The sequence below is a fragment of the Clostridium sp. DFI.1.208 genome (genome assembly GCF_024463855.1).
GTDB lineage: Bacteria > Bacillota_I > Bacilli_A > Erysipelotrichales > Erysipelotrichaceae > Clostridium_AQ.
The window spans coordinates 1-25,009 of sequence record NZ_JANGCA010000016.1 but is presented as its reverse complement, the minus strand read 5'-3'; the positions used below and the strand labels follow the sequence as shown (position 1 = coordinate 25,009).

Annotated in this window: 25 protein-coding genes; 22 read left to right on the top strand and 3 right to left on the bottom strand. The window is 41.0% G+C overall.

Annotated features, from left to right (window positions below; genetic code table 11):
- Nucleotides 1-48 precede the first annotated feature (48 nt).
- From NE665_RS10065 to glyA, 8 genes are all read left to right on the top strand, one after another.
- Nucleotides 49-1,233: a BTAD domain-containing putative transcriptional regulator gene (locus NE665_RS10065; RefSeq protein WP_117441811.1), complete on the top strand. Its 1,185-nt coding sequence runs from the start codon at nucleotides 49-51 to the stop codon at nucleotides 1,231-1,233.
- A gap of 14 nt (nucleotides 1,234-1,247) precedes the next feature.
- A complete protein-coding gene (locus NE665_RS10060) occupies nucleotides 1,248-1,673 on the top strand; it encodes a hypothetical protein (protein ID WP_117441810.1) in 426 nt (141 codons plus the stop codon).
- Nucleotides 1,674-1,732: 59 nt separating this feature from the next.
- Nucleotides 1,733-1,909 (top strand): hypothetical protein, encoded by a 177-nt coding sequence (locus NE665_RS10055; RefSeq protein ID WP_178760095.1) that lies wholly within the window; start codon nucleotides 1,733-1,735, stop codon nucleotides 1,907-1,909.
- A 77-nt stretch (nucleotides 1,910-1,986) separates the two neighbouring features.
- The gene (gene rpiB, locus NE665_RS10050; protein ID WP_008818196.1) at nucleotides 1,987-2,427 is read left to right on the top strand and encodes a ribose 5-phosphate isomerase B; all 441 of its coding nucleotides are present in this window, start codon (nucleotides 1,987-1,989) and stop codon (nucleotides 2,425-2,427) included.
- A gap of 1 nt (nucleotide 2,428) precedes the next feature.
- Nucleotides 2,429-2,758 (top strand): hypothetical protein, encoded by a 330-nt coding sequence (locus NE665_RS10045; protein WP_233104578.1) that lies wholly within the window; start codon nucleotides 2,429-2,431, stop codon nucleotides 2,756-2,758.
- Between the two features lie 11 nt (nucleotides 2,759-2,769).
- Entirely contained in the window at nucleotides 2,770-3,498 is a 729-nt protein-coding gene (locus tag NE665_RS10040) for a DUF5131 family protein (RefSeq protein WP_117441809.1), read from the top strand.
- 16 nt (nucleotides 3,499-3,514) lie between these two features.
- On the top strand, nucleotides 3,515-3,889 hold the full coding sequence (locus NE665_RS10035; protein WP_117441808.1) for a phosphate-starvation-inducible PsiE family protein: 375 nt from the start codon (nucleotides 3,515-3,517) through the stop codon (nucleotides 3,887-3,889).
- Nucleotides 3,890-3,937: 48 nt separating this feature from the next.
- Nucleotides 3,938-5,167: a serine hydroxymethyltransferase gene (gene glyA / locus NE665_RS10030; RefSeq protein ID WP_117441807.1), complete on the top strand. Its 1,230-nt coding sequence runs from the start codon at nucleotides 3,938-3,940 to the stop codon at nucleotides 5,165-5,167.
- On the opposite strand, the gene NE665_RS10025 is transcribed toward glyA, so the two are convergent.
- Nucleotides 5,133-6,083: a UPF0236 family protein gene (locus tag NE665_RS10025; RefSeq protein WP_117441806.1), complete on the bottom strand. Its 951-nt coding sequence runs from the start codon at nucleotides 6,081-6,083 to the stop codon at nucleotides 5,133-5,135. The two genes, glyA and NE665_RS10025, sit on opposite strands and share 35 nt — an antisense overlap.
- Before the next feature lie 814 nt (nucleotides 6,084-6,897).
- On the opposite strand from NE665_RS10025, the gene NE665_RS10020 reads away from it, so the two are divergent.
- On the top strand, nucleotides 6,898-7,734 hold the full coding sequence (locus tag NE665_RS10020) for a hypothetical protein (RefSeq protein ID WP_233104577.1): 837 nt from the start codon (nucleotides 6,898-6,900) through the stop codon (nucleotides 7,732-7,734).
- A gap of 235 nt (nucleotides 7,735-7,969) precedes the next feature.
- Here NE665_RS10020 and NE665_RS10015 read toward each other — a convergent pair whose 3' ends face one another.
- Nucleotides 7,970-9,913 (bottom strand): PTS sugar transporter subunit IIA, encoded by a 1,944-nt coding sequence (locus tag NE665_RS10015; RefSeq protein WP_117441804.1) that lies wholly within the window; start codon nucleotides 9,911-9,913, stop codon nucleotides 7,970-7,972.
- A 280-nt stretch (nucleotides 9,914-10,193) separates the two neighbouring features.
- Between NE665_RS10015 and NE665_RS10010 the strand changes: the two genes are divergently transcribed.
- The 13 genes from NE665_RS10010 (at nucleotide 10,194) to NE665_RS09950 (ending at nucleotide 23,517) form a co-directional block, all read left to right on the top strand.
- Nucleotides 10,194-10,637 (top strand): PTS sugar transporter subunit IIA, encoded by a 444-nt coding sequence (locus tag NE665_RS10010; RefSeq protein WP_117441803.1) that lies wholly within the window; start codon nucleotides 10,194-10,196, stop codon nucleotides 10,635-10,637.
- A 13-nt stretch (nucleotides 10,638-10,650) separates the two neighbouring features.
- Nucleotides 10,651-10,965 carry a fructose PTS transporter subunit IIB gene (locus tag NE665_RS10005; RefSeq protein ID WP_117441802.1) on the top strand — a complete coding sequence of 105 codons (315 nt, stop codon included), beginning with the start codon at nucleotides 10,651-10,653 and terminating at the stop codon, nucleotides 10,963-10,965.
- Between the two features lie 24 nt (nucleotides 10,966-10,989).
- Nucleotides 10,990-12,081 carry a PTS fructose transporter subunit IIC gene (locus NE665_RS10000; protein WP_117441801.1) on the top strand — a complete coding sequence of 364 codons (1,092 nt, stop codon included), beginning with the start codon at nucleotides 10,990-10,992 and terminating at the stop codon, nucleotides 12,079-12,081.
- 5 nt (nucleotides 12,082-12,086) lie between these two features.
- Nucleotides 12,087-12,542 carry a hypothetical protein gene (locus NE665_RS09995; RefSeq protein WP_117441800.1) on the top strand — a complete coding sequence of 152 codons (456 nt, stop codon included), beginning with the start codon at nucleotides 12,087-12,089 and terminating at the stop codon, nucleotides 12,540-12,542.
- Between the two features lie 43 nt (nucleotides 12,543-12,585).
- Nucleotides 12,586-13,857: a class II D-tagatose-bisphosphate aldolase, non-catalytic subunit gene (locus tag NE665_RS09990; RefSeq protein ID WP_117441946.1), complete on the top strand. Its 1,272-nt coding sequence runs from the start codon at nucleotides 12,586-12,588 to the stop codon at nucleotides 13,855-13,857.
- Nucleotides 13,858-14,037: 180 nt separating this feature from the next.
- Nucleotides 14,038-14,727, top strand: coding sequence for an HAD family hydrolase (locus NE665_RS09985; protein WP_117441799.1), 690 nt, complete (start codon nucleotides 14,038-14,040; stop codon nucleotides 14,725-14,727).
- A gap of 112 nt (nucleotides 14,728-14,839) precedes the next feature.
- Nucleotides 14,840-16,480: an AAA family ATPase gene (locus NE665_RS09980; protein WP_117441798.1), complete on the top strand. Its 1,641-nt coding sequence runs from the start codon at nucleotides 14,840-14,842 to the stop codon at nucleotides 16,478-16,480.
- A 383-nt stretch (nucleotides 16,481-16,863) separates the two neighbouring features.
- Nucleotides 16,864-17,814, top strand: coding sequence for a Gfo/Idh/MocA family oxidoreductase (locus NE665_RS09975; protein ID WP_178760096.1), 951 nt, complete (start codon nucleotides 16,864-16,866; stop codon nucleotides 17,812-17,814).
- Nucleotide 17,815: 1 nt separating this feature from the next.
- Nucleotides 17,816-18,766 (top strand): Gfo/Idh/MocA family oxidoreductase, encoded by a 951-nt coding sequence (locus NE665_RS09970; protein ID WP_117441796.1) that lies wholly within the window; start codon nucleotides 17,816-17,818, stop codon nucleotides 18,764-18,766.
- 22 nt (nucleotides 18,767-18,788) lie between these two features.
- Nucleotides 18,789-20,729 (top strand): PTS sugar transporter subunit IIA, encoded by a 1,941-nt coding sequence (locus tag NE665_RS09965; RefSeq protein WP_178760097.1) that lies wholly within the window; start codon nucleotides 18,789-18,791, stop codon nucleotides 20,727-20,729.
- On the top strand, nucleotides 20,726-21,172 hold the full coding sequence (locus tag NE665_RS09960; protein ID WP_117441794.1) for a fructose PTS transporter subunit IIA: 447 nt from the start codon (nucleotides 20,726-20,728) through the stop codon (nucleotides 21,170-21,172). Before NE665_RS09965 ends, NE665_RS09960 begins: the two co-directional genes overlap by 4 nt.
- Before the next feature lie 69 nt (nucleotides 21,173-21,241).
- Complete coding sequence (locus NE665_RS09955) at nucleotides 21,242-22,645, top strand: fructose-specific PTS transporter subunit EIIC (RefSeq protein WP_117441793.1); 1,404 nt, start codon at nucleotides 21,242-21,244, stop codon at nucleotides 22,643-22,645.
- The gene (locus NE665_RS09950; RefSeq protein ID WP_117441792.1) at nucleotides 22,645-23,517 is read left to right on the top strand and encodes a ketose-bisphosphate aldolase; all 873 of its coding nucleotides are present in this window, start codon (nucleotides 22,645-22,647) and stop codon (nucleotides 23,515-23,517) included. Before NE665_RS09955 ends, NE665_RS09950 begins: the two co-directional genes overlap by 1 nt.
- Before the next feature lie 272 nt (nucleotides 23,518-23,789).
- Here NE665_RS09950 and NE665_RS09945 read toward each other — a convergent pair whose 3' ends face one another.
- Entirely contained in the window at nucleotides 23,790-24,485 is a 696-nt protein-coding gene (locus NE665_RS09945) for a hypothetical protein (protein ID WP_117441791.1), read from the bottom strand.
- Nucleotides 24,486-25,009: the final 524 nt, after the last annotated feature.

Sequence of the window (25,009 nt, the reverse complement as noted above, 5' to 3'; positions counted from 1 at the left end):
AATGAAGGTATTGAAAGCACGCAAAAATCATACAAAGGGGCGAGATACATGGAAAAGGTAAAGGCAACGCTGTTCGGTACCTTTCAGATTCAATTTCAGGATCGTATACTGGATGAAAGCGATATGCATTCCTCAAAGCTTGTGGCACTGTTTTCCTATATGATGATCTATCATGACAGGTCGATCGCTGTGACGGAGATCATGGACATCCTGTGGAGCAATGAGGATATTACGAATCCGAGAAACGCTTTGAAAAACCTGACCTACCGGCTGCGTAAGGTACTGCAGTCGGCATTTGGGGTCAGTGATTTTTTTCTGACACAAAGAGGTTCCTATTCCTGGAATCCCGAATATGGCATTGAACTGGACATTGAACAGTTTGAATTCATGGAAAAGGAATTGAAGGAAAAGGAACAGCTGGCGCAGGAGGATATTTTGCGGATGAGCAGGATCCTTCCTCTGTATAAGGGAAAACTGTTACCCGCAATTTCCTCATCCCACTGGGTTATTTCCCTGACCACCTATTTTCATTCACTGTATCTGAGAAACGCAAAGCAGCTGGCTCTTTTGTGCGGTGAAGCGGAAGACTATGACACTATGAGTGAAATCTGCAAGAACGCGCTGCTGATCGATCCCCTAGATGATGAAACACAATATTTATTTATCAAGGCCCTGCTTTTACAGGGACACATAGATCTGGCGAAGAAGCAGTACCAGACCGCAAGCCATATGATGTATGAGAGCCTGGGAATTCGCCAATCGGAGAATCTTCAGAAAATCTATATGGAGATTATGAAAAAGCAGGAGGATACGGAGGAAAATCTGGAAACCATTAAGGATGAGTTACTCGACGATCCCATGAAAAAGGCGTTTCGTTGCGAATATGGTGTATTTCGGGAAATCTATCATCTGGATATGCGCCGCTGTGAACGGCACGGCTATGCGGAATATGTGGTGCTGTTTACACTCACACAGAGGAAATTTGCCGGCTCAAGCAGCAATCTTTCCTTATTGAATAAAGAGATGGAAAAAATGGAACAGGTGCTGATGAGCAGTCTTCGCAACGGGGATGTTGTATCAAAATACAGCGGGAATCAGTACATCATGCTGTTGTACGGCTGCAATGCAGAAAATATTCAGATCATCGTGGACCGACTGATCGGACGCTATGAAGCACAGAGTAAATTTCATTTGTTTGAAATTGAATATACCTACGATGAGATCGGTGCGTAAAGGAGATGAGTGATATGGAAAACAGAATGAATTTTCCGGGGAATGCCCTGCGCCTTTGTATAGATCGAAGGAATGAGGACATACACGGCCGCTTATATTGCATGGCAGGGCAGGAGGCAGTGACCTTTGATGATTCCTGCACGCTGTTTATGCTGGGAGAGGAAATTTTTGATTACCTGCAGGTACCGCAGGCCTACCAGCAAAAGCGCTCGTTTCGCAAGGTAGAGGGCTATCTTACATCGATTGCATGGACGCCATGGGAGAATCCACTGATGATCTATGAGCAGCAAGGACAATGTGCAACCTTTGATATCATCGTGCAGACAAGAAAGAAGACAAGCTGGCAGGGACTTTTAAAGGATGCAAAGGGAAATGTACTGGCAAGCTTTGGAAGTGACCTCGAGCTGCTGCATAAAATTACAGAAAATATTCCGGTATGACGGTTTTGTGACGCTTATTCTGTATACTGATATTGTAGAGTTATCCAGGAGGTGGCAGTATGGGTAAGCGTAAAGGAAATATGTTTGTAGTAGAAATTAAGGACACGGAAAACAAAACCTGGCAGGGCTCCATTACCTGGACAGATATCGGCAGAACTGAGTATTTCAGAAGTGCATTGGAGCTGATGAAGCTAATTGATTCCACACTGGATATGGGAGAAGAAAAAGAAGACTGAAGAAACCGATGGTACGGGATGTTTCCGCCATCGGTTTTATGTTATAATGGGAAAGAAATCAAGAGGAGGAACTGTATATGAAAATAGCTGTAGCTTGTGATCACGGTGCTTTTGAATATAAGGAAATCGTGAAGGAAATGTTAACGGAAATGGGACATGAGGTAGAAGACTTCGGATGTCATGGCTGTGAGTCTGTGGATTATCCGGATTATGCAGGACCGGCTGCACAGAGTGTTGCGGATGGTAAAAACGATAAGGGAATCGTTATCTGCGGAACAGGAATCGGTGTCAGCATTGCCGCCAACAAGATTAAGGGAATCCGTTGTGCGCTGTGCAGTGATCCGGTCAGTGCCAAGCTAACAAGAGAGCACAATAATTCCAATGTGCTGGCGATGGGACAGAGAATCATCGGTGTGGAGCTGATGAAGGAAATTGTACGGGTCTGGGTAAATACCGAATTTTCCCATGATGAGCGTCACCAGAGAAGAATTGACAAGGTCATGGCTCTGGAAAAATAATATGAAGAAAACTGCAGGAATGCTGCTATCCCTGGCTGTTCTATATGTATACGGATACCGTTTGAAGCAGCGTGAGGCTGCCTGTCCCTTTTATAGGGTGTGGCATGGAGATGAAGAAATCATACAAATACGTCTTTCCGGTGTCGTTTCCATTCAGACCGGACAGAAAAAGGTATTCGGTTATATCAGCATATGTGATGAGGTGGAACAGGATATCTGGGAAATTCATGTCAGATTGCGCAGGCATGGCGGTATTCTCTGCTTTCGATATGCAGCACAGAGTCTTCAACAGCTTTCTGCGGACGGCCGTGTCCTGCATACATACAGGTGAGGATGAACACGATGGCAAATTGGAACCCCTGGCATGGCTGTCATAAAATCAGTGCCGGATGTGAGCATTGCTATGTATATCGGATGGATGAAAGGCATGGCAAACAGACCGGTGTTGTTACCCGTCTGAAAGACTTTGATAAAGTTTTGCACAAAAATCGCAAAGGTGAATACAAGATAGCATCCGATGAAATTGTCTATACCTGTTTTACCAGCGATTTTTTTGTAGAGGAAGCAGATGTCTGGCGAGATGAGGCATGGGATATCATGCGGCAGCGCAGGGATTTGTTTTTCTTTATGATTACAAAGCGGATTGACCGGCTAATGGATTGCATCCCGCATGACTGGGGAACGGGATGGGATCATGTGGGTATCGCCTGTACGGTGGAAACGATGGAGCGTGCAGCGGATCGGCTTCCGATTTATCAGGCGGCACCACTGCGCCATAAGTATGTGGTATGTGAACCGCTGCTGGAGCCCTTAAACCTGAGGCCCTGGCTGGATGAGAGCATAGAAGAACTGATCGTCGGAGGAGAAAGCGGACCGCAGGCTAGGGTCTGCCGGTATGAATGGATTCTCGATTTGCGTAAGCAGTGTGAGGAAAAGGGCATATCCTTCTGGTTTAAGCAGACTGGCGCAAATTTTGTAAAGGACAATATCCATTACCGTATACCGCGCCGTCAGCAGCATTTGCAGGCCAAAAAAGCGGATATCAATCTGCATCCGAAAATCATCTTATAATGCTAAGGAGGAAGTCATGCACAAAATCAACACAAGACTTGTTAAAATGATGAAAGCCGTTGAGCTTGTGATTGCCGTATTGTTAATGATTGCCATCGCAATATCAACACTGGCAACGGTATGCTTTGGGGCGGAGTCTCTTATGGATCAGAGCTTTCAGCTGGAAGCTATACTGGAAAAGGCACTGACCCTGGTTGTCGGCGTGGAATTTGTAAAGATGCTGATTCTGCATACACCGGAATCAGTGATTGAGGTACTGCTCTATGCGGTTGCCCGGCAGATTATCATATCACATGAAAGCGCCATGGAAAATCTGGTGGGAGTGCTGGCAGTGGCACTGATTTTTGTTGTAAAGAAATATTTCCTGACGAACGCAGAACAAAAGAAATGACAATATAAAAATCTGTGGTAAAATAGAGGCATTAAACGGAGGTAGCGTATGAACGATAAGAAAATTCAGGAAGCCATTGAAAGGGAAGCAGAGCGCCAGCTGTATAATATCGAATTGATAGCATCAGAAAATTATGTATCAAGGGATGTACTGGAGGCTGCCGGAAGCATACTGACGAATAAATATGCAGAAGGATATCCAAGCAAGCGTTATTACGGAGGCTGTGTACATGTCGATGAAATAGAAGAAATCGCAAGAGAGCGGGCAAAGCAGCTATTTAACGCTGAGCATGCCAATGTGCAGCCGCACAGTGGTTCTCAGGCAAATATGGGCGTATATCTATCTGTTTTACAGCCAGGCGATACTGTACTGGGGATGAATCTGACCGCAGGAGGTCATCTGACACATGGACATCCTCTGAATTTTTCCGGGACATTGTACCGTTTTGTAGACTATGGTGTTACAAAGGACAGTGAAACAATCGACTACGAAGAGGTGCGCAGAGTCGCATTAAAGGAACAGCCGAAGCTGATCGTTGCCGGTGCCAGCGCCTATCCAAGAGTGATTGATTTTGAGAAGTTCCGTGAGATTGCGGATGAAGTCGGCGCATATTTCATGGTGGATATGGCACATATCGCAGGACTTGTAGCGGCAGGAGAACACCCAAGCCCGGTTCCTTATGCTGATTTTGTGACAACGACAACCCATAAAACACTGCGCGGACCTCGCGGCGGATTGATTCTCTGTAAAAAGGAGCATGCGGCATTGCTGGATAAAAAGGTGTTCCCGGGTATGCAGGGCGGCCCGCTGATGCATATCATTGCGGCTAAGGCGGTATGTCTGCAGGAAGCGATGCAGCCGGAGTTTAAGGATTACGCAAAACAGGTTATTGCGAATTGTGCAGTCATGAGCAACACGTTAAAGGAAGAAGGCTTTCGCATTGTGAGCGGAGGAACGGATAATCATCTGATTCTTGTTGATGTGAAATCCTCTCTGGATATGAGCGGAAAGCTGGCAGAGAAGCTGCTGGATGAAGCAGGGATCACCTGCAATAAGAACACAATTCCATTTGAAACAGAAAAACCGTTTGTGACAAGCGGTATCCGTCTGGGGACTGCGGCAATGACAACCAGAGGCTTCAAGGAAAATGAATTCCGTCAGGTTGCCTTATGGATCAGCCGTGTACTGAAAAATGCAGAGGATGAAGCGGTGCGTGAGGAAGTGCGCAAGGAAGTGCGTGCGCTTACCGTTCAGTTTCCACTTCCGAATGAGAAATAAGAAAGAAGTGATGGGGATAGAGTAAAAAAGTTATGGGATTATATGATAAGAGAAGGAAGAAATCAAAAAAGGTTAAGTTCTTCTCTTTTCTATTACCTGCTAAAAATAAGGCTAATTCCCTGAGATGTTTTTTCAAAAATGAGTGTATTGATCTACTGCTGTCTCCTTTATCGTAGGTATCTGCTTTTTTATCAAATAGACTAAGATCCATTGGTGGATTAAAGTTAACGGTTCCATTATCTTCTTTCATAGTTAAGGATTTTAAATACAGTATCTGCATATCTTCTCCATTTTTATCCATTGCTATCAATTTTACTAGCTTCTCCAGCCATTCACGACTGTATGCCTTAGGCACGCTGCTGATCAGTGTTGCCAGATTATGCTCTATGTGGGACTCCATGGAACATCCTATTTCTGCTTGGAATATTTCCACTGCATTTGACCACCTGGATTGAAGGTAATTCCATTGTTTTTTGATTCTCTTGATTCTCTCGGTTTTCTTTCCATTACTTATTCTATCCACTAGATACTTAAATTCTTTTTTCTCATCATGAATTAAATAATATGCAAGAAGTTCTCTGTTTTCTTTTTTTGTACTGATTCTGTTTATGGCCTGTTTAGCGTGAAATCCATCAAGAAGAAATCGCGTATTTGTTAATGATGTTTTCAATTCCTCTGCTGAGGAGTATATCCAGGGTGCGCCATCTCCCATACTGGTAATCAATTTCACTTTATCCATGACATCCTGCCAGAATGTGGAGGTATATCCTATGACTGTATAAGGAGATATAAGCTTGTTGCGTTTACCGATATGTTCAACACCTTCAAAGATCACTGCCATTTTGATCATTGTTTTTTTAGCTTTACCATTATCCGCATGTTCGTTTTGAAGTGCTTTATATTTTTCATCAGACATGATATAGATGTGATCAGGCGTATGTTCACAGCGGAGACAGGGATAGAAAAAGAAGGAGAAGTATGGAGAATATAAGAAACAGTTTGTTTCGATATGGCTTTATACTTTCTTTTATGAAACCCTAATGAAAACCCTTGTATCAAGTCACCAACAGCCATACCCGTTTTCTCCATTGAATTGAATGAAAGAGAATAGGCAAAGATAAGGGAACGAATACAAGGGTCATATTGTATATACTTAGGCAAACCAAGTACGTAATCGACAAAACAAAAAAGATGATGTTTATCATGGATATCATTATAAAGAGTACGTTGAAAGGTAAGGTCACCAAAAACAGTATGTAATGTTCTGACAGGATTACCACGCACATGATAAGCGGCGATGCGCTGAGGACTGAAATGAAACGATTGATCAAGAGAATGTATAGCAGATGAGATAATCGTAATAGCGAAATGATTAAGATCACATTGAAGGCAATCGGTTAAAGAAGCATAAATAAGGGAAGGAAAATCAGGATTCATGAGGCCATCGATAGAATCCATAAAATGAAAGACAGATGGAAAAAAATTATTTAGAAATGCATGACCCAAATTAGGGATCGTGTGATATACTATTCATACAAGGACCTCCTCTCAGGAGGTTTAAGTGAAAGTAACAAACCTCCTTTGTGTATATCGTCAATATCACTATAGCAGAGTTTGTTACTTTTTTCTATTCCATAACTTTTTTACTCTATCAGAAATCATTTTCTACTAATCTTTTGTTTTTTAAAATGGTATACTTTAAGTAGAGAAATAGAGAAAGGTTGGGGCTTATGCAAACATATAAAAAAATCATCATGGCAGGAATACTGCTGCTGGTTATGTATGGCTGCAAAACAAAGACAGCGGATTCCTCGAAAGGCAATGCTACAAAGGAGCAGGATTCCTTATTTACAGAATTAAATGCTGCTAGCAAGCGTAGTGTTGATCGTGGTAATTTGCGGATCGACTGGCAGTATGCAGAAACAAAGGATCTGGATTGTCAGGATGGAGAACTGGTGGAAGTGAATGCAGTAGCTACCAGAGCTATCACGGACTATGACTTTGATCATCAACAGAGCATTACACATTTCTATGCCATGGAGGCGGCTGATCCGCAAGCGACAGGTCGCTATGGTGTGGCTTTGTGTTATGTGAATGGTTATTATACCGAGCTGGCTTTTTCTGAAAAGGATGGACAGCGGACATATCAACGTAACAAACAGAAAAATGTGCCAAGGAAAGAAGCATTCCCATATGAAAAGAACCATTTTGATATGATAGTTCGTGATGTGGATAAAGAATATTTTCATATTGAAAAGAAAGAATCTGAAAAAGAAGTAGTATATGTATTGACTCTGCCGGATCAGGATAAGATGAATGAGCGAATCAAAAAAGAAGCCGAGGAAAACGGCGAGGATATCTTGAATCGCAACGGCTGCAAGCTGGACGTAAATGAGATTACGGATCAAAAGCTGGAATATCATGTCAGTAAGGACGGCTATTTAAAATATTATACTGCTTCTACTACTACACAGCTCAATAGCTTGAAAAAGGAATTCACCTATACAGCATCTTATGAAACCTATGATGATTTTAATATCAAGCCATTCAAAGATATGCTGGAATAATGAAAGTAAGGGGAGGCAATGATTGAAGCTGTAAAGAACTGCAAGATTTTAAATTAACGCAGAAGGAACAGAGAACATAATAATTATCTGTGAGAATTTTGTTAAGCAATACGGTTGCTTTGACCACCCATGCATAGCTATACAATAAGAAAAGGTGACGATATCTGCATAGGCAGTATACCGATATCTCACCTTTTTAATATGCGCTATAGGCGCATTGCAATACGAAGGATGCTTACAGACCTCTTCCATATAATACGCCGAGGATCTCTTCAATCGAGGTTGCTTTCTGAATTCTTTCTATGAAATTCTCAGAGCTGATCAGATGATAGAGGTCTTTTAACAGCTTTCGCATAGTATCCTTCTGTTCAAATGAAACAGCGGTAAATAAAATTACGCTTACCATATCATCTCTCCACAGGATTGCATCCTCCAGTGTAATTAAAACAATAGAGGTTTGCCTAACATACTTATCAGAGCCGTGAGGTATCGCGATCCCGTTTCCGATTTCCGTAGAGGATATTTTCTCTCTGTCCTTTACACTTTCAAAAAATGCTTGTTCCACACATCCCTTTTCCAGAAGGATTGCATTTGCTTTCTCCAGAATTTCCTCCTTTGTTCTACACGTTTCATGAACCAGAATTGTATCCGCACTGATCGCCTGAAGCAGAGAGTGAAAGCGCGCCTCTTTTACATTTCGTATGAGCTTTTCATAGGTGTGGGCAATTCGCTGGATATCACTACTGTGGGCCACCGGAGAAATGACGACCGAGGGAATTTCACAAACATGCAAATCCATTGTGGAAATAATGAAATCAAAATGCTGAAGATATTCCTTCTTCAAATCATGGATATTGATTAGCTCGATGACATCGAAGGTAGGAAGATTGATCTTAATCTGATTTTCAATCAGCATAGCACTCGCAAGGCCGCAGTTATACACGACTGCAATTTTCTTTGACAGGTTGTGACGCTCCAGTGCTGCCTGAAAGTGAATCAGGATGAATCCGATTTCATCATCGGATAGTGTAAATCCAAGCTTTTTCTCTAAAATGCTGGAAGCCAGTGAAACCACACTGAACATAGCGGTATATTGCTGCTTAATCTGCATAATGAAGGGATGCGTAATCTTTATGTTATTGTTCAGACGCGCAATCATCGGAATAAAATGCTTGGATAAGCCGGTTTTTAATACTTCATCACCAGAGAAATCCGCATTGAAGATATCATCGAATGAAGAAATCAGTTCATCGACGGTTTCCTGAATGATGGGAGAATAGTCTGCTGTTTCCCTTCGCTCCTCATGATAAACACCGGACAGCCTTGCGTTGACCCAGCGGATATCCAGATCGCTGATGCTGATGTGATGCTCTTCCTTCAGCCACTGTACGATCTCTTCTGTAATCGGATAGGTTTTCAGCACATGCAGCTCTGTGACAACCGGTCTGGCAGGCGCTTCTGTGATTTCACATCCTTTTGTGATTCGCTGAATAAAAATGGAGTAGGATATAAAAATCTGAGCGTAATAGTTGGTATCCAGACGAAAGCCCAGCTTTTCCTGTGCAATATCAATCATGCTGCGGGCGACAGCCTGCTGTTCAGCTGCTACATAGCGCGATAAAAGCTTTGTACACAGGGTGAGATCCATGATTTGATCCTGCTGGGTCAATGACATGATTTCCTCAAAAATAAACTTGCGCTTTGCGCTGCGAATCCGCTGCTCCTTAGCACTGATGCGCGTTCCGGATTTCGTACGAAGGAGTAGAATGTCCTGCTGTGCCAGCTCCTGCTCCACCTTTTCCAAATCCTTTACGATGGAAGTAGAGCTTACACAAAATTCATCGGATAACCGGCGCACGGAAATACTTTCATCCTGCATCAGCAGCTTTTCCATTATTTTTTTACGTCTGTGTTCACTTGTAAGACTGCCCCTCGCATTTTTCTGTATGGTGTTTTGCAGCTGCTGTATGGTACGTATATCACCCTCCATACGGATACCAACGCCATGCTTTGCTGTAATATCCAATCCGAATTCCAACATGTAATAACGCAGCTCCGCGATATAATTTGAAATTGTTTTATTTGAAACCATGAGTTTTTCTGCGAAATAACTGGTTTTACGATAATCACTTTCTTCTGCCAAAAGATTTAAAAACTTAGCTAATGCAGATGTTTTCATATGATTTCTCCTCCTGCTTTATCAAGATAGAATTTCCCATTTACATAATAGAATGATTTTCTGGAAAAAGAAATAGCAATTTGCTTCTGTTCAAAGTAGAAAATAAAATACACGTGGTTTTGGACGGGCAAGCAACGGGTTTACAGAAGTTCAATCATAGCGAGTGTACAACGGCACAGATATCGTCGTGTTTTTTTATTTCTACTACTTGTGGAAGACGGATGGTATTTTAAAAAATTTTGGTGGACGATACAATGAGGACGTGGAAAGGAGTGGTCAAATGTTTGAACCGGAAATCGTAAAGGTATCCAGTGTACAGTTTAAAACTAAGGAAGAAATCATTGTTCATTTAAGCCAGTTGGCTTTGGATGCAGGTAAAATCACGGATGTGGACAGCTATATCCATGCGGTACTGGAGCGGGAGGAGACAGCATCTACAGCTGTTGGCTTCGGAATTGCGATTCCCCATGGAGAAGCAGTGGCAGTCAGAGAGTCCTTCGTAGCCTGCCTGCATCTTATGCAGCCTGTAACGTGGGATCATGATGAGGTTGATCTTGTGTTTATGATAGGGGTACCGCTATCCAGCAGAAATAAAGAGCATCTGCGCATACTGGCAATGCTTAGCCGTCATTTGATGAAGGAAGATTTCCGAAAGGAATTACGCAGTGCAGGCACAGATCATGCGTTTTACGAGTGCATGAAATTTTTAGAAAATGAAAGGTAAGGAGGAACAGTATATGAAAATCGTAGCAGTTGCGGCATGTACGATCGGTATTGCACACACATACATGGCGCAGGAAGCCATCGAGCAGGAATGCAAAAAACGAGGATATGCGTGCAAGGTGGAAACACAGGGTGGCATGGGAATTGAAAATGAACTGGATGAGGAAGAAATAGCAGCGGCAGATGCTGTCATTCTGGCGGTTGCCATCGGTATTGAGGGAGAGGAACGCTTCGAGGAAAAGGAAGAAGAGGGGAAAATCATTAAAATAGATCCGTCTGTTGTCATACGGGATCCGGCTGAAATCATTGACCAGGCAGAGAAATTATAACATTAAATAAAGTGAGGAGAGCTTATGTTTAAAAATTTAGGAAAAGACTTAGTTAAGGCATTTAACACAGGGGTATCATACTTTCTTCCGGCAGTTGTAATCGGCGGTGTATTTCTGGCATTCGCTCTGGCAACCGGAGAAGCAGGCAGTGACGGCATGAAGGTGACAAACGGCTTTATGCAGAATATCAATACGATTGGTTCTGCAGGTATGGCGATGATGATTCCAATGCTGGCGGGTTATATTGCATATTCACTTGCAGGAAAGCCTGCACTGGCACCGGGGATGATCGTGGGCTATATAGCAAACAATCCGGTAGGTGAAAACAATGTTTCCACAGGCTTTCTGGGAGCTATGATTATGGGAATCCTGGTAGGATATGTATGTAAATGGATCAAAAGCTGGAAGGTGGGACCGACGATCAAATCCATTATGCCTGTCCTGATTATTCCGATTGTTTCCGCATTGATTTGCTGTCTTGCATATCTTTACATTCTGGTGGGACCTCTTGGTGCTCTGATGAAGGCATTAACCGGCATGCTGAGTGGAATGCAAGGAGGAAGTGCCATACTTCTGGGAATTGTAATCGGCGTCATGACAGCCTTTGATATGGGTGGTCCGGTAAATAAAACAGCCTCTGCATTCACAATGGCGCTTATGGCAGAGGGACTGTATGGACCTAATGGTGCATTCCGTGTCGCTGTGGCAATTCCGCCTCTGGGCTTGGCATTGTCTACCTTCATTTCCCGAAGAAAATACGATAATGCGGAAAAACAGCTGGGGGTTACCAGTGCCTTTATGGGATTGATTGGTATCACAGAGGGGGCAATACCGTTTGCAGTAAAGGATATCAAGCATGTATTGCCTGCCATTATGGGCGGTAGTGCAGTTGGAGCCGGCCTTGCGATGATGCATGCTATCGAGTGCTATGTTCCTCATGGCGGAATGATTGTTGTTGCGGCAACCAACAAGCCATTGCTGTACACACTGGATATGGCAATCGGAGTTGTTGTCACAGCGCTGCTTCTGATGCTGCTGAAACCAAATCTTGAGGATAAGGAAAAAAAGACGGCCAAGCGCTCTGCTGCTGAGGACAACAAAGCCTCTATAAAATAGGCTGTATGAAACAGATTGTTGTATTGGGAAATGATGGTGTGGATATGGCCATGTCTTATCTAAAACACCATGCCATAGCTCAAACGTATTTCACATTCATAGGGGATGAGAATGCAGATGAAAATTTCATGAGGGATGAAGATACAGGCAACCAGCTGCAGAAAGCGGGATTGCAGTTTACATGCAGGAAAAGCAAAGGGGAACCACAGGATTGCCATGCTCTTGTTTATGCAGATGAAGTGCTGCTGGTGGACGTTGATAAACGAAGAAAGCAGTGTACCGACTATCTGAAAGCAGTATTTCTAATGCGAGCCAAAACAAATGCAGGGCAGCCGCTGACAATGTGGTATAGAAAAGAAGAGCAGGAACAGGCGTTGTGCCTTCTGAAAGCGGTTCATCAGACGATGCAGGAGGAAGGAAGCGCATGGTTTCATCAGATGGTGAAACTGCAAGAGCTGTAGGAGCTGAATGGATAGAAAAAAACGAAAGGAAACGGATATATATATGAACAAATTACCAATTAAGAAAGTAGTGGAGGGCTTACTGAAATTACAGGATACAGGAGAAAGTGCAACACTTCTGGGTATCGGGCCAATGTCACCGAATCTGTTGCAGGCAAGCTTTGAAATCGCGAAGGATTATGATTTTCCTTTGATGTTTATCGCCAGTCGGAATCAGGTGGATGCGGATGCGTTAGGTGGCGGTTATGTAAACGGCTGGGATCAGAAACGCTTCCGTGAGGATATCCGCAGAGTTGCTGAGCAGGTTGGATTTGATGGCTTGTATTACCTGTGCAGGGATCATGGGGGACCTTGGCAAAGAGATAATGAGCGCAATGCACATCTGAGCGAGGAGGAGGCTATGAAGCTGGCACGACAGTCCTATCTTGCGGATATTGAAAACGGCTTTGATCTGTTGATGATTGATCCGACAAAGGATCCCTTTGAAATCGGAAAGGTGATTCCTCTGGATGTTGTATTGCAGAGAACAGTAGAGCTGATTGCCTATTGCGAGGAGGAACGCAAACGCAGAGGCTTACCGGAAATAGGCTACGAGGTCGGTACGGAGGAAACCAACGGTGGACTGACGTCGACTGAAAAATATCGTGAGTTTATTGAGAAGCTGGAAAAAGAGCTGAAGGCTAAGGGACTGCCGATGCCTACCTTTATCGTTGGGCAGACAGGAACACTGACCAGGAAAACGGAGCAGGTAGGAACCTATAATTTCCATAATGCATATGATCTGGCTGCTATGGCAAAAGCATACGGTGTCGGATTAAAGGAGCATAATGCAGATTATCTGGATGATGTAACATTGCTGGAGCATATCCCTGCAAATGTGACGGCAAGCAATGTCGCACCGCAATATGGAACAGAGGAGACCAGAGCATATCTCAAGCTGTGTGAGGTTGAGGATATTCTGAAACGGGAAGGCCTGCTTGATAACACATCTGATTTAAGAAAAACGCTGCTGGTAAAGGCAATTAAAACAGAGCGTTGGCGGAAATGGATGGTTGGTGAACAGCGCAATCTGCAGGTTGACGATATTTTGAAGGATGAAAAGCTGTCACTGGATATTCTGGATATCGCAGGGCACTATGCGTTCAATGATGCGGAGGTAAAGAAAGAGCTGCAGACACTGTATGAGAATCTGGCAAAGCATCATATCGATGGACAGCGGTTTGTTGTTGACCATATCAAGCGACCGCTGCAGCAATATGCGGAATGCTATAATCTGAAGGGAATTACGAGCAGAGTTCGCAGCATAATTGAATAATGCGATGAAGCAGGAGTTGAAATTCGACTTCTGTTTTTGCTTGCTTGCACAATGCGGGCGGTAATGTAGGAGTACGTATACGCTCGCATATATAATGCTTGACGTCTGTGTGGATTCTGGATACAATCACCATAGCAGGTACATTGTGAAACATAGGAAAGAATATAGGGAGGAAAGAGTATGCGTGAAGGTTTGAAGCATATATGCTTTGATTTGGATGATACATTGTATGAACAGATTGCACCCTTTAAGGAGGCACTGTATCCTATTCATAAGGTGTCAAAGGAAAAGCTGAGAGAGATTTATAAGAGCTTTCGCATTCGTAGCAATGAATTGTTTTTTCGGCATCAGAATAAAGAAATATCTTTTGAAGCTATGCAGATTGGACGCATTCAGCAAGCATTAAACGATCATGGCATTCTGATCAGGGAGGAGGAAGCAGTAGGCTTTCAAGCTGCTTATCAGAAGGGACAATATGAGATTTCCCTAAGTGATACGCTAGTGGAAATACTAAATTATTTGAAAAGCAGGGATGTAAGAATCAGTTTGATAACCAATGGACCATACGAACATCAGCTGAAGAAAATAAGAAGTCTTGGACTGGAGAAATGGATAGAGGAAAAGGATATGATCATTTCATCTGCGGTAGGCATCTCTAAACCGGATGAACGTATTTTCCATATGGTAGGTGAAAGCGGGTTATATGTCGGAGATTCCTATGAAAATGATGTAATCGGTGCGAAGAAAGCAGGCTGGGAAGTTATCTGGCTGAATAAATATGGACAACAGGAGTCTGATCAATACGCTGATTTCACCGTGCGGGATGAAAGAGAATTGCAATCACTCTTACAAAATTTCTTTGATTTTTGATGGAAGCTGTATGCGCTAAATAATGTGGTCAGTTGTCATGAAATACATTTATTTTCATAGCAGTTGCTATCTGTTTGGGATATAATAAACCTATAGAATAGGAGATGATTGTATGAAGCAAATACCTATTGGAATAGAGAATTTTAAAGAGCTGATAGATAAAGATTATTATTATGTTGATAAAACTTTATTTATTAGTGATGTATTGAAAGAAAAGGTTGCTCTTTGTACCAGGCCACGTCGATTCGGTAAAACCTTGAACATGAGTATGTTATATTATTTCTTTTCCATTCGCCAAGCGGATAATGCATATCTATTTGATGGATTAGAAATTTCAAAAGATAAGGAAGCAATGCAGTATCAGAATCAATATCCTGTTATTTTTATGTCATTGAAGGATCTAAAAGATTTGTCTTTTCAAGATCAGTTAAATAATTTTCAAATTATTTTAAGTGAAATTATAAGCAGGAATCAAGAATTGCTTATCAGTGAGCATTTGGATGAAATGGATAGAGATTTATTAAAGAGATATAAAACAGGTACAGTAAATAAAGCACAGCTTCAGAATGGACTACGATTTATAAGTAGTTGTTTAGAGAAGCATTGGAAAAAAAAGGTTGTTCTTTTGATTGATGAGTATGATGTTCCTCTACAAAGTGCCTACCTGAATGGTTATTATGATGATATGGTTTTTTTTCTAAAAAATATGCTCAGTGCAGCATTAAAAACCAATGATGCGTTGGAGAAAGGTATATTGACAGGTTGTTTAAGAATAGCGAGGGAGTCCATTTTCACAGGATTGAATAATTTTAAGGTCATTACTATTTTCGATGATACATCCAATCAGCAATTTGGATTCACACAAAAAGAAATGGACTTACTATTGTCAGATTATCAGGCAGAGGCATATCGGGATAAAGTGAAGGAATGGTATGACGGATACCAGTTTGGAAGCTGTGATATCTATAATCCATGGAGTGTTTTAATGTATATAGAAAAACTGAATAAGACGCATATGCATGAGCCGGAATCGTTCTGGGCGAACACCAGTGGTAATGATATTATTTACCGGTATATAAAAGAAGCAAATCCCAAAATGCGGGAAGAGTTTGATATACTGGTATCCGGTGGGGTGATAGAAAAACCAATCAAGGATACTATAACCTATAGGGAAATGGATCAGATAAACAACGTTTACAGTTTTCTGTTATTTACCGGTTATCTAAAGGCGATGAAATGCGTTGATAATGAAAAAAGGATTTATCAATTATCAATACCCAATAAGGAAATCAAGCAAATCTATGTGTCTATATTCAGTGAATGGTTCAATGAACAGGTAGAACATAATGGTACATCTTTTGTAGAGGCATTACGGAAAGAACAGATAAGGAATGCAACTGAAATATTAAATAACGTATTATTTCAAAGCATCAGCTATTTCGATTATGATGAGAAATTCTATCATGGACTTCTGCTTGGAATGTTGAATGACTATATAGTGGCTTCAAATAAGGAGTACGGTTTAGGTAGAGCGGATATCGCAATTTTGCCGCGTTCTATAATGGATAGAGGACTTCTATTGGAGTTAAAAATTGCGGCATCAATGGCAGAAGTAAGAGCAATGGCGCAAAAAGCCTGTGAGCAAATCCGGCAGCAGAAATATATGGAGGGGCTGTTAGCGAATGGATATGAGGATGTGATTGGATACGGTATTGCATTTTATAAAAAATCGTGTGTCATTACAAAGGTATAGTGAGATGAAGCTGTAATCGTGGATAAATGAAAAGGGGAGGATTCTATAGCAGGGGTCCTCTTTTTTTACATGTATTTCTGAGAAGCATAAGAAATCCTTTGGATGAAGACGTATCGTTCCTTCTCCATCTTGAGCATATTTATACAAGATACCGACGGTTTCAATTCCTCGTTTTACTTAATGGAATTACGTTATATTATAGCTGCTTCATTTATGAAATCCATACAAATAAAATATATATAACATAGCCTACTTTGGTGATGCACATTGTATGCATATTCAGATTTGTATTACGACGGATTATCGTAAAAAGAAAAATTATTCCTCACTCCATCTTTGAAAATTTTACTATATACTTTAGGTGTAAGGAGGAAAAACAATTTGTGAGAAAATTACGCTGGAGTATATGGGGACTGGATTTGATTGCAGAAGAATTTGCTTCTGCACTGGAACAAATGCAGTTGCCATATAGTATTATATGTGAGCATGACGAGCAGACTGCGGCCTTTCTAAGAAAGCATGAGAATATGCATGCATATAAGAATTTGAAGGATATGCTGGCTGCCGATTGTGCAGATATCATATATATTTCATCTTATGGACATAGACATTTTTCATGTATCATGCAATGTCTGGAAAAGGGGATGCATGTACTTTGTGAGAAATCCATGTTTACAAATTTTGAAGAAGCTCAGGAAGCCTTTGCATATGCAGAAAAGCAGAAGCTGTTTCTAGGTGAGGCGAATACAATTTTCTATATGCCTTTATATAAAGAAATCAGTAATATAATGCAAAATGGTAAGATTGGCAAGCTGAAAATGATACGTGCAGATTTTGGCAGTTTGAAAGAAGAAAAGGAAGAAGCGGCTATCTATCGAAAAGACTGTGGAGGTGGAGCATTGCTGGACATTGGCATCTATGCACTGAGTGCTGCACTGCAGCTTATGGGAACGGATATCGAAACTGTATCAACGGTCGGATTTGATCATCCATATGGGGTTGATGAGCGCTGGACAATTCTGCTGAAAAACACACAGCAGATTCTGGCATGTCTGGACATATCCATTCGCAGCAAGCTGGATAAACGTCTTATTATAGCAGGGGAACGTGCATACATTGAGGTTTATGATTATCATAGAGGGGATCATGCGGCTATCGTATATCCGGATGGAAACAGAGAAAGTATAAAGTGTGGAAGCCGCGAGCAGGCTGTTTTGTATGAGATAGAGAAGGTTCAGGAATATGTACGTGCAGGCTGTCAGGATCCCAATCGCTTCATAACAATAGAAGCTATGAATACAATGAAGCAGATTTATAGAAAAGAGGGCAAATAAAATGAAAAACTGGGGTATAATCGGACTAGGTAATATTGCAGAGGAATTCGCACAGAATATGGTGAGGCTGCATCCCATCTATGGTGCTGCAGCCAGAGATGTGAGGAAAGCAAAGACATTTCAAAGGAAATATGATGTACTTCATATTTATTCCTCCTATCAGGAGCTGTTAGAGGATGATGCGATTGATATTGTTTATATTGCTACTGTAAACGCACAGCATTTTACAAATATAATGGAATGTTTACAGCATGGAAAGCATGTTCTCTGTGAGAAAGCAATCTGGGGTAATTATGAAGAACTGGTAACAGCATATAATTATGCCAAGGATCATAATCTTTTGCTTTGTGAAGCTATGACGATTTATCATATGCCGTTGTTCAAAAAAATAACAGAGATGATTGATGAAGGCGTTCTTGGAAAAATCAAGCTGGTTGAAGCAGATCTTGGGAGCTTGAAAGAGGATGATCCGACAAACCGCTTTTTTTCAAAAGAGCTTGGCGGTGGCGCAATGCTTGATATTGGCACCTACACATTATCTTTCCTTCGCTATTTTTTGAAAGGTAATATCACCGATATCAAGCACGTAATGCATAAATATCCAACCGGTGTAGATGAAATGTGGGGCATCGCGGTAACAACAGACCAAAAGGAAATCGGAAATGCAAATATCACCTTTCGGGCAAAGCTGCCAAAACGAGGGGTGATCGCAGGAGATAAGGCATACATAACAGTATATAATTATGTTCGCGCACAGGAAGCACAGCTTACTTATCCGAATGGTGAAACAGTTTTGATTCAGGAGGGGAAGACAGAACAGGCATTGGAATACGAAATTAAGGATATCGAAGATTATCTGGATGATCCGGATAATGGTAAGGATTATATGCGGCTTACGCTCGATGTCGTTCGCTGCATGGATTCATTGTTAAGACAGGAGAATCTGATGTAATACATGATAGGAGCTGATGGAGTTGCTGAAAAAAGGTACTGAAGATATCATCCGTTTGCTTTTGGATTTTCAAAAGCCGATTACAATCAAGGAACTGGCAGAGCGGCTTCATATGTCTGAAAAGACAGTATGGAACAGAATTAACGCTAAAAATTTAGATGCAATGCTGGGATCAGATGTAATATTAGTAAGAAAGACGAATGTAGGAATGTACCTGGACGGTACAAAGGATGCACTGGATTCTCTACGCCATAAATTAAACGGGGCTGTACAGCATCCGGCCTTTCAGGAAGAATATCGTAGAAATAACGTAATGATGCAGCTTTTAAAGGCAGACGTTCCTTTGCCGATTCAGGAACTATCACAGACCTATCTGGTTTCCCGTAAAACGATGCTACAGGATCTTGATTGCTTACAACAGCAGCTGCATCAATATCAATTACAGCTGATCCGAAAACAGAATGCAGGTGTTAGTATAACCGGTGATGAAATTAGTCGTAGACAGCTGTTGGAACGAACCATATTACATCAGAGTGTTTATTATAAGGATTCACATCATAAAAGCATTGTTTTTGATGAAGGTGTTGCGAGGGTGCTTCAGGATATAGCATTTGATGTATATCTTGAAAATGCGATATCTCTGGTAAAGGAGATTCAGAAGGAGCTGGTTGGAAAATTCACTGATGAGGGTAGTAAGGAAATCATCCTGCAAATATTGATCAGCAGTCATCGAAGCGGACAAGGCAGCTATATCAATAGAATTCATGAAGACCCCTGTGAAATGAATTTGCACTTTCAGGAATTTATTCAGCTGTTTGAAAGAAACCACATGCTTCTACATCACAATGATTATATCTATTTATGGAGACGCTGCATCAATAATCGTTTTGTGAAAACGGATGCAAAAAAAGTAGATGATAAATACTTAATTCTTGCCAGAGAGCTGTTAAGCTCTGTGGTTGATCTACAGGCTAGCGAGGAAATTGATTATCTTATAAAAAATCTGGCATTTCATATATGTCAGGCAGTCAAGCGCTCGAATATCGGAATCAAGGTCAATAATCCTGTATTAAATAAGATTAAGCAGCAGTATGGAAAATTCTACTCTATGGTTCTTACCAATGTTACACAATTTGAGAAAAGCTATAACATCTCTTTAAATGAAGATGAAATAGGTTTTATCACCATATATATTTGCGCTATATATGAAAAGAATATCCGCAATCAGTATTATAAAGTTCTATTGGTCAGTGATGAGGGCGTTGGACAGACACAGCTGTTATCTATGCAGGTCATGAATCATTTTCATAATCTGCTGATTCATGATACCTGTAACAGTCTGATGCTGAATGAGCACAAGCTGGAAGATTGTGACTTTATTATCAGTACCTGTTCTCTGCTTTTAAAGCATGAATATATGGAAAAGCTGATTCGTATCAGTAATTTTATCGGTGAAGACGATATACAACATATATCTGAACAGATTCTCAGAGTCGGTTCGCAAAGGCTTCAGAAAAAAGTGAAGCAGGAACCATATGATGCAATAGACTTCAAGTATTTTGAAAGTCATCAAAGAAGCAGAGAGGAGATTTTCACAACATATCTGTCAATAGCGGAGCAGTTTGGCTATTGTGATCATATCTATATGCAAACGGTTTTTGAGCGAGAGCAAAGAGCGTCGACTTCTATAGGAAAGCGTATTGCAATTCCGCATGGGGATGATGCTCATATCATGAAGCCGGCAGTATTTATTGTACGAAATGATGTCCCGGTAGACTGGGGTAATGAACAGGTTGATATTGTTTTATTCCTCATTCTAAAATTTACGGATATTCAGCAAAATAAGCGGTTCTTTATGCGATTATACAGCTGTATTGAAAAAAGTGAGCTTATCCGAACGATCGATGGACCGGAAAAGCTGGATATATTAAAGCACTATATTATGGAGGGTGGAAACGGATGAGTATGGAAGATGTTATTGTAAAGCAGTGTATACTGCTTAAAAAAGATGTACAGAGCAAAGAAGATGCATTGCATATGCTTGCGGATTGTTTGAACGAAGAAGCCTATATTACAGATCCATCAGCATTTTTAAAGGACATTCATAAACGTGAGGAAGAATTCTGTACGTATGTAGGACATGAAACCGCGATTCCACATGCAATCAGTAATTGTGTGAGTAAGGCAGGTATTGCATTTTTACGCAGTGATAAGGCATTTCAGTATGGATCATCGGATGAGACGGTGAAGCTGTTGTTTATGCTGGCAATACCAAAAGATTCAAATGAACAGCATCTGAGAATGCTGAGCTCACTGGCTACAAAGCTGATGCACAAAGAATTTCGTGAGCAGTTATTAAATGCAAAGAGTATATCTGATGTATATGAGATACTAATGCTTCATTAAAACAGGCGAACCATCCGTGAAGGGCCCCATGGATTGTTGCATAAATGATTGAGAAAGAGAGGAGTTTCTATGACAAGATTTGTGGCAGTTACAACCTGTCCGACTGGAGTAGCGCATACATATATGGCAGCGGAAGCAATCAAGGAAGCTGCTGAAAGCAAGGGTATTCAAATAAAAGTGGAAACACAGGGAGCACTTGGCTCTGAGAATACATTGAATGAGCATGATATTGCGCAGGCTGACGTCGTCATTATCGCAGCGGGGAAAGGGGTCAATAAGGATCGGTTTTACGGGAAGAAGGTTTATGAGGTTGATGTATCAAGAGCATTAAAGGAAGCAGAGAAGGTGATTGATGAGGCGCTGCATCTGGGGGATGCGTATATTTTGAAGAATACCTCAGAAGCATCCGCAGCAGCAAGCGGTTCTAAAAAGAATGAGGAGAACAGACTGACAGGTGTGTATAAGCATTTAATGACCGGTGTCAGCTTTATGATTCCAGTCGTTGTTGCCGGAGGTATTCTACTTGCGATAAGCTTTATCTGGGGTCTTGATTCAGCCTCAAAAGACAGTGACAGCTATAATGCATTTGCGGCTGCATTGAATGCGATTGGTGGAGGGGATGGAGCTCTGGGCCTTATGGTGCCAGTATTGGCAGCTGGTATTTCCTTCTCCATTGCAGATCGTGCCGGTATTACGGCTGGTCTGATGAGCGGCTGGATTGCAAAGACAATCGGTGCTGGATTCTTAGGCGGAATGATCGGCGGGTTTGTCGCAGGCTATATCACGTTATATCTCGTAAAGTATATTCGTCTTCCAAAGAGCATTGAATCCATCAAAGCTGTATTGATTATACCTGTGCTTTCTGTTGGAATATCCTGTCTTTTGATGACATTTGTGATTGGAACGCCTGTAACAGCGCTGCTGGAAGCACTTGAGGGCTGGCTGAATAGTCTGGGTACAGGAAATAAGGTTTTACTTGGTGTCATTACCGGATGTATGATGGCGGCTGATATGGGCGGACCTTTGAATAAATCAATTTTCGCTTTCAGTATGATTGCCTTTGCGGATGGAAATTATATGCCGTTTGCGGCTGTTATGGCTGGTGGTGTAACACCTCCGCTTGCTCTGGCATTATCTACAATCATATTTAAGAAAAAATATACAAAAGAAGAACGTGAGCTTGGTAAATCAGCATGGATACTGGGAGCAAGTAATATTACAGAGGGAGCAATTCCGTTTGCTGTAGCAGATCCTCTTCGTGTAATTCCATGTATTATGGCTGCAAGTGCGGTATCATCTACTCTTTCACTGATGTTTGATTGTGGATGTCGTGTACCGCATGGAGGTCTGTGGGCAACGCTGATTCCGAATGTGTTTACGAATCCGGTTATGTGGGTCGTTGGCATTGCCTGTGGTACGATCGCAGGTGCTGTCCTGCTCGGTCTGGTTAAGAAGGAAAAGGGGAATATCTGATGCTTTATAATATGAAGGAGCTTCTGGTAAAAGCGAAGGAACATCGGTTTGCAGTTCCTGCTTTCAATATCAGTAGTCTGGATATATTTCAAAGTGTGCTGCGCTGTGCGGAAGAGCTTTGTGCACCTGTTATTATGGAAGTGCATCCCGATGAATTGTCTTATATCGGAGAAGAGTTTATACAGATGATGAAATTGCGGATGTCTAATTCCAGCATACCATGTGTTCTGCATCTGGATCATGGCAGTGAATTAAAGCATATCATAAAGGCGATTCATGCAGGCTTTACCTCCGTCATGATTGACGGTTCGCGGCTTGCTTATGATGATAATGTCGGAATTGTGAAGCAGGCTGTATCACTTGCACATCCCCTGCATATCTCAGTAGAGGCAGAGCTGGGAACGATTGGAGCTACCGGTGTATCTTTTGAAGGTGGTACGAGTGAGATTATTTATACGGATCCGATAACTGCAAAAGAATTTGTTGAAGAAACCGGCATTGACACATTAGCTGTTGCAATCGGTACAGCACATGGTCTCTACCCGAAAGGCTTTGATCCAAAATTACAGCTTGAATTACTAAAAGAAATTGAGCATGCTACAGATTTGCCATTGGTATTACACGGCGGCAGTGGTAATCCGGATCATGAAGTAGAAGAAGCTGTAAGATTAGGGATCTGTAAGGTTAATATTTCAAGTGATGTAAAAAGTGCATATTTTAAGGAAGTAAAACATTATATGGATAAACATCCGCAGGAATATGAACCGAATGTTATTCTAAAGAATGCACAGAATGCAGCTGATAGGGTTGTGAAGCATAAGCTTCAGCTGCTGCATACAATCGGTAAGGCAGTGTTGTATACCGGGGAATGATTTGACTGCTGTACGATTGTTTTAAATAAACTTATGATGAGTTATTTCGTGTGAAAAAGGATTCTATATTTAGGAAATTATAAAAAAGATTAAGATATAAGTAAATAGAATGTATAAAGAAACTGAATATTTGTTATGTAAGTAACACAAATAGAAAACGGAAGACAGTATAGGTGCTCTCTTCCGTTTTTATCGTATCGCTTATGAAAATGCTTATCATTCTTTTCATTCAATTCACGCATGAAAATCATAGCATGTGTCATCTGTATTGTTTACTTTAATTTTTCTATAACTGATTTTAAAGACTCCATATCACCGGTGGTATTGTTACGAACGTTTAATTGATTTAAATCGTAAGATTCGTGTTTTACTTTCTTCTGAGCAGGTAAGTCAATCTCTCTTAAACCATCGCCCATATCGAGAAAAGCATATAAATCCTTGTCCTTATTAAAGCTCATCAGGGCGAGATAGCATTTTCCTGCTTCTATTTCTATATCAGGTTCAAATGTCGCATTGTAATAGCGATTCTCTCTTTTTTTACGGTATTCCTTTGTTGTTTCATTATAAAAATCGGGGTTTCTTATCTGTTCATATTCATTGATAGGAATGAATCCCCCTTCCTTTGCATAAGTGTAAATGCTGTTTTCTTTTATAGTTCCATGTATCGTTTTATCAACAAGGAATTTTCCGTAGGTAGTTGGTGCAGCATCGAAAAAGTTCATATCTGAATAATCTATGCTAATGACTTTTATCATAGCAATATCTGTAGCTGCTTTTTTCAATTCTTTTTCATCGCGAGATAGAGTACAACGAATAAGCTCATTCAGCTCACTGTTCTTTCGTATTTCATCTGAGACAAAGGTGGAGGTAGGGTATTCTATAACTGTGGGTTTTATAGGAGCTTTTTCATCTTTCGTAGAGCATGCGCTTAACAATATAAATAATATAGAAATAATTATTCTTTTCATGGTGTTCTCCTTTGGTAGGGATATTATGATTTGACAGTTTAACAGAAAGCAGCTAGCCCTATGTTTATTTACATATTCTGATAATGATTCGTAGGTATTCGTATGATTGTTTTTAGCTTTAAATCTTCTATCTGCAAAAGGTATAAGGGATTTAACGCTAATGAAAATATTGTAGGATCAAAGAGTGCCTTTTTTATATCTTTCTCTATTGTTTACTACAATCGGATATGTGCCTACTCTTTTCAATCATATAGGCAATAATCTTATTTGTAAAGAGGAGATGTCTTTTAAATGAATTTGAAACAAACATATGCTATCTGGGATAGGAGGATATGAAGAAACAATATGGTCTCAAATTTTTTGACAACAGCTATAAAAAATAAATATTATAAAATTAGGCTCTTCTGTACTAAATGTGGGTAGATCTTTATCAAAAGAATGAATATCGCTTTTATTCATCGTATAAAATAAGAATATTTGAATATAAGAAAACCATATGGTATTTTTCTTAAGCGACCAAACCA

Bases quoted from the DNA above. Each gene is read 5' to 3' on its own strand.
- NE665_RS09990 (WP_117441946.1), top strand. From the start codon at position 12,586: ATGAACAAATTACCAATTAAGAAAGTAGTGGAGGGCTTACTGAAATTA.
- NE665_RS10020 (WP_233104577.1), top strand. From the start codon at position 6,898: ATGCAAACATATAAAAAAATCATCATGGCAGGAATACTGCTGCTGGTT.
- NE665_RS10055 (WP_178760095.1), top strand. From the start codon at position 1,733: ATGGGTAAGCGTAAAGGAAATATGTTTGTAGTAGAAATTAAGGACACG.
- NE665_RS10060 (WP_117441810.1), top strand. From the start codon at position 1,248: ATGGAAAACAGAATGAATTTTCCGGGGAATGCCCTGCGCCTTTGTATA.
- NE665_RS09955 (WP_117441793.1), top strand. From the start codon at position 21,242: ATGACAAGATTTGTGGCAGTTACAACCTGTCCGACTGGAGTAGCGCAT.
- NE665_RS09980 (WP_117441798.1), top strand. From the start codon at position 14,840: ATGAAGCAAATACCTATTGGAATAGAGAATTTTAAAGAGCTGATAGAT.
- NE665_RS10040 (WP_117441809.1), top strand. From the start codon at position 2,770: ATGGCAAATTGGAACCCCTGGCATGGCTGTCATAAAATCAGTGCCGGA.
- rpiB (WP_008818196.1), top strand. From the start codon at position 1,987: ATGAAAATAGCTGTAGCTTGTGATCACGGTGCTTTTGAATATAAGGAA.
- NE665_RS10025 (WP_117441806.1), bottom strand. From the start codon at position 6,083: ATGTCTGATGAAAAATATAAAGCACTTCAAAACGAACATGCGGATAAT.
- NE665_RS09950 (WP_117441792.1), top strand. From the start codon at position 22,645: ATGCTTTATAATATGAAGGAGCTTCTGGTAAAAGCGAAGGAACATCGG.
- NE665_RS09970 (WP_117441796.1), top strand. From the start codon at position 17,816: ATGAAAAACTGGGGTATAATCGGACTAGGTAATATTGCAGAGGAATTC.
- NE665_RS09985 (WP_117441799.1), top strand. From the start codon at position 14,038: ATGCGTGAAGGTTTGAAGCATATATGCTTTGATTTGGATGATACATTG.
- NE665_RS09960 (WP_117441794.1), top strand. From the start codon at position 20,726: ATGAGTATGGAAGATGTTATTGTAAAGCAGTGTATACTGCTTAAAAAA.
- NE665_RS10035 (WP_117441808.1), top strand. From the start codon at position 3,515: ATGCACAAAATCAACACAAGACTTGTTAAAATGATGAAAGCCGTTGAG.
- NE665_RS10005 (WP_117441802.1), top strand. From the start codon at position 10,651: ATGAAAATCGTAGCAGTTGCGGCATGTACGATCGGTATTGCACACACA.
- NE665_RS10000 (WP_117441801.1), top strand. From the start codon at position 10,990: ATGTTTAAAAATTTAGGAAAAGACTTAGTTAAGGCATTTAACACAGGG.
- NE665_RS09945 (WP_117441791.1), bottom strand. From the start codon at position 24,485: ATGAAAAGAATAATTATTTCTATATTATTTATATTGTTAAGCGCATGC.
- glyA (WP_117441807.1), top strand. From the start codon at position 3,938: ATGAACGATAAGAAAATTCAGGAAGCCATTGAAAGGGAAGCAGAGCGC.
- NE665_RS10015 (WP_117441804.1), bottom strand. From the start codon at position 9,913: ATGAAAACATCTGCATTAGCTAAGTTTTTAAATCTTTTGGCAGAAGAA.
- NE665_RS10010 (WP_117441803.1), top strand. From the start codon at position 10,194: ATGTTTGAACCGGAAATCGTAAAGGTATCCAGTGTACAGTTTAAAACT.
- NE665_RS10045 (WP_233104578.1), top strand. From the start codon at position 2,429: ATGAAGAAAACTGCAGGAATGCTGCTATCCCTGGCTGTTCTATATGTA.
- NE665_RS10065 (WP_117441811.1), top strand. From the start codon at position 49: ATGGAAAAGGTAAAGGCAACGCTGTTCGGTACCTTTCAGATTCAATTT.
- NE665_RS09995 (WP_117441800.1), top strand. From the start codon at position 12,087: ATGAAACAGATTGTTGTATTGGGAAATGATGGTGTGGATATGGCCATG.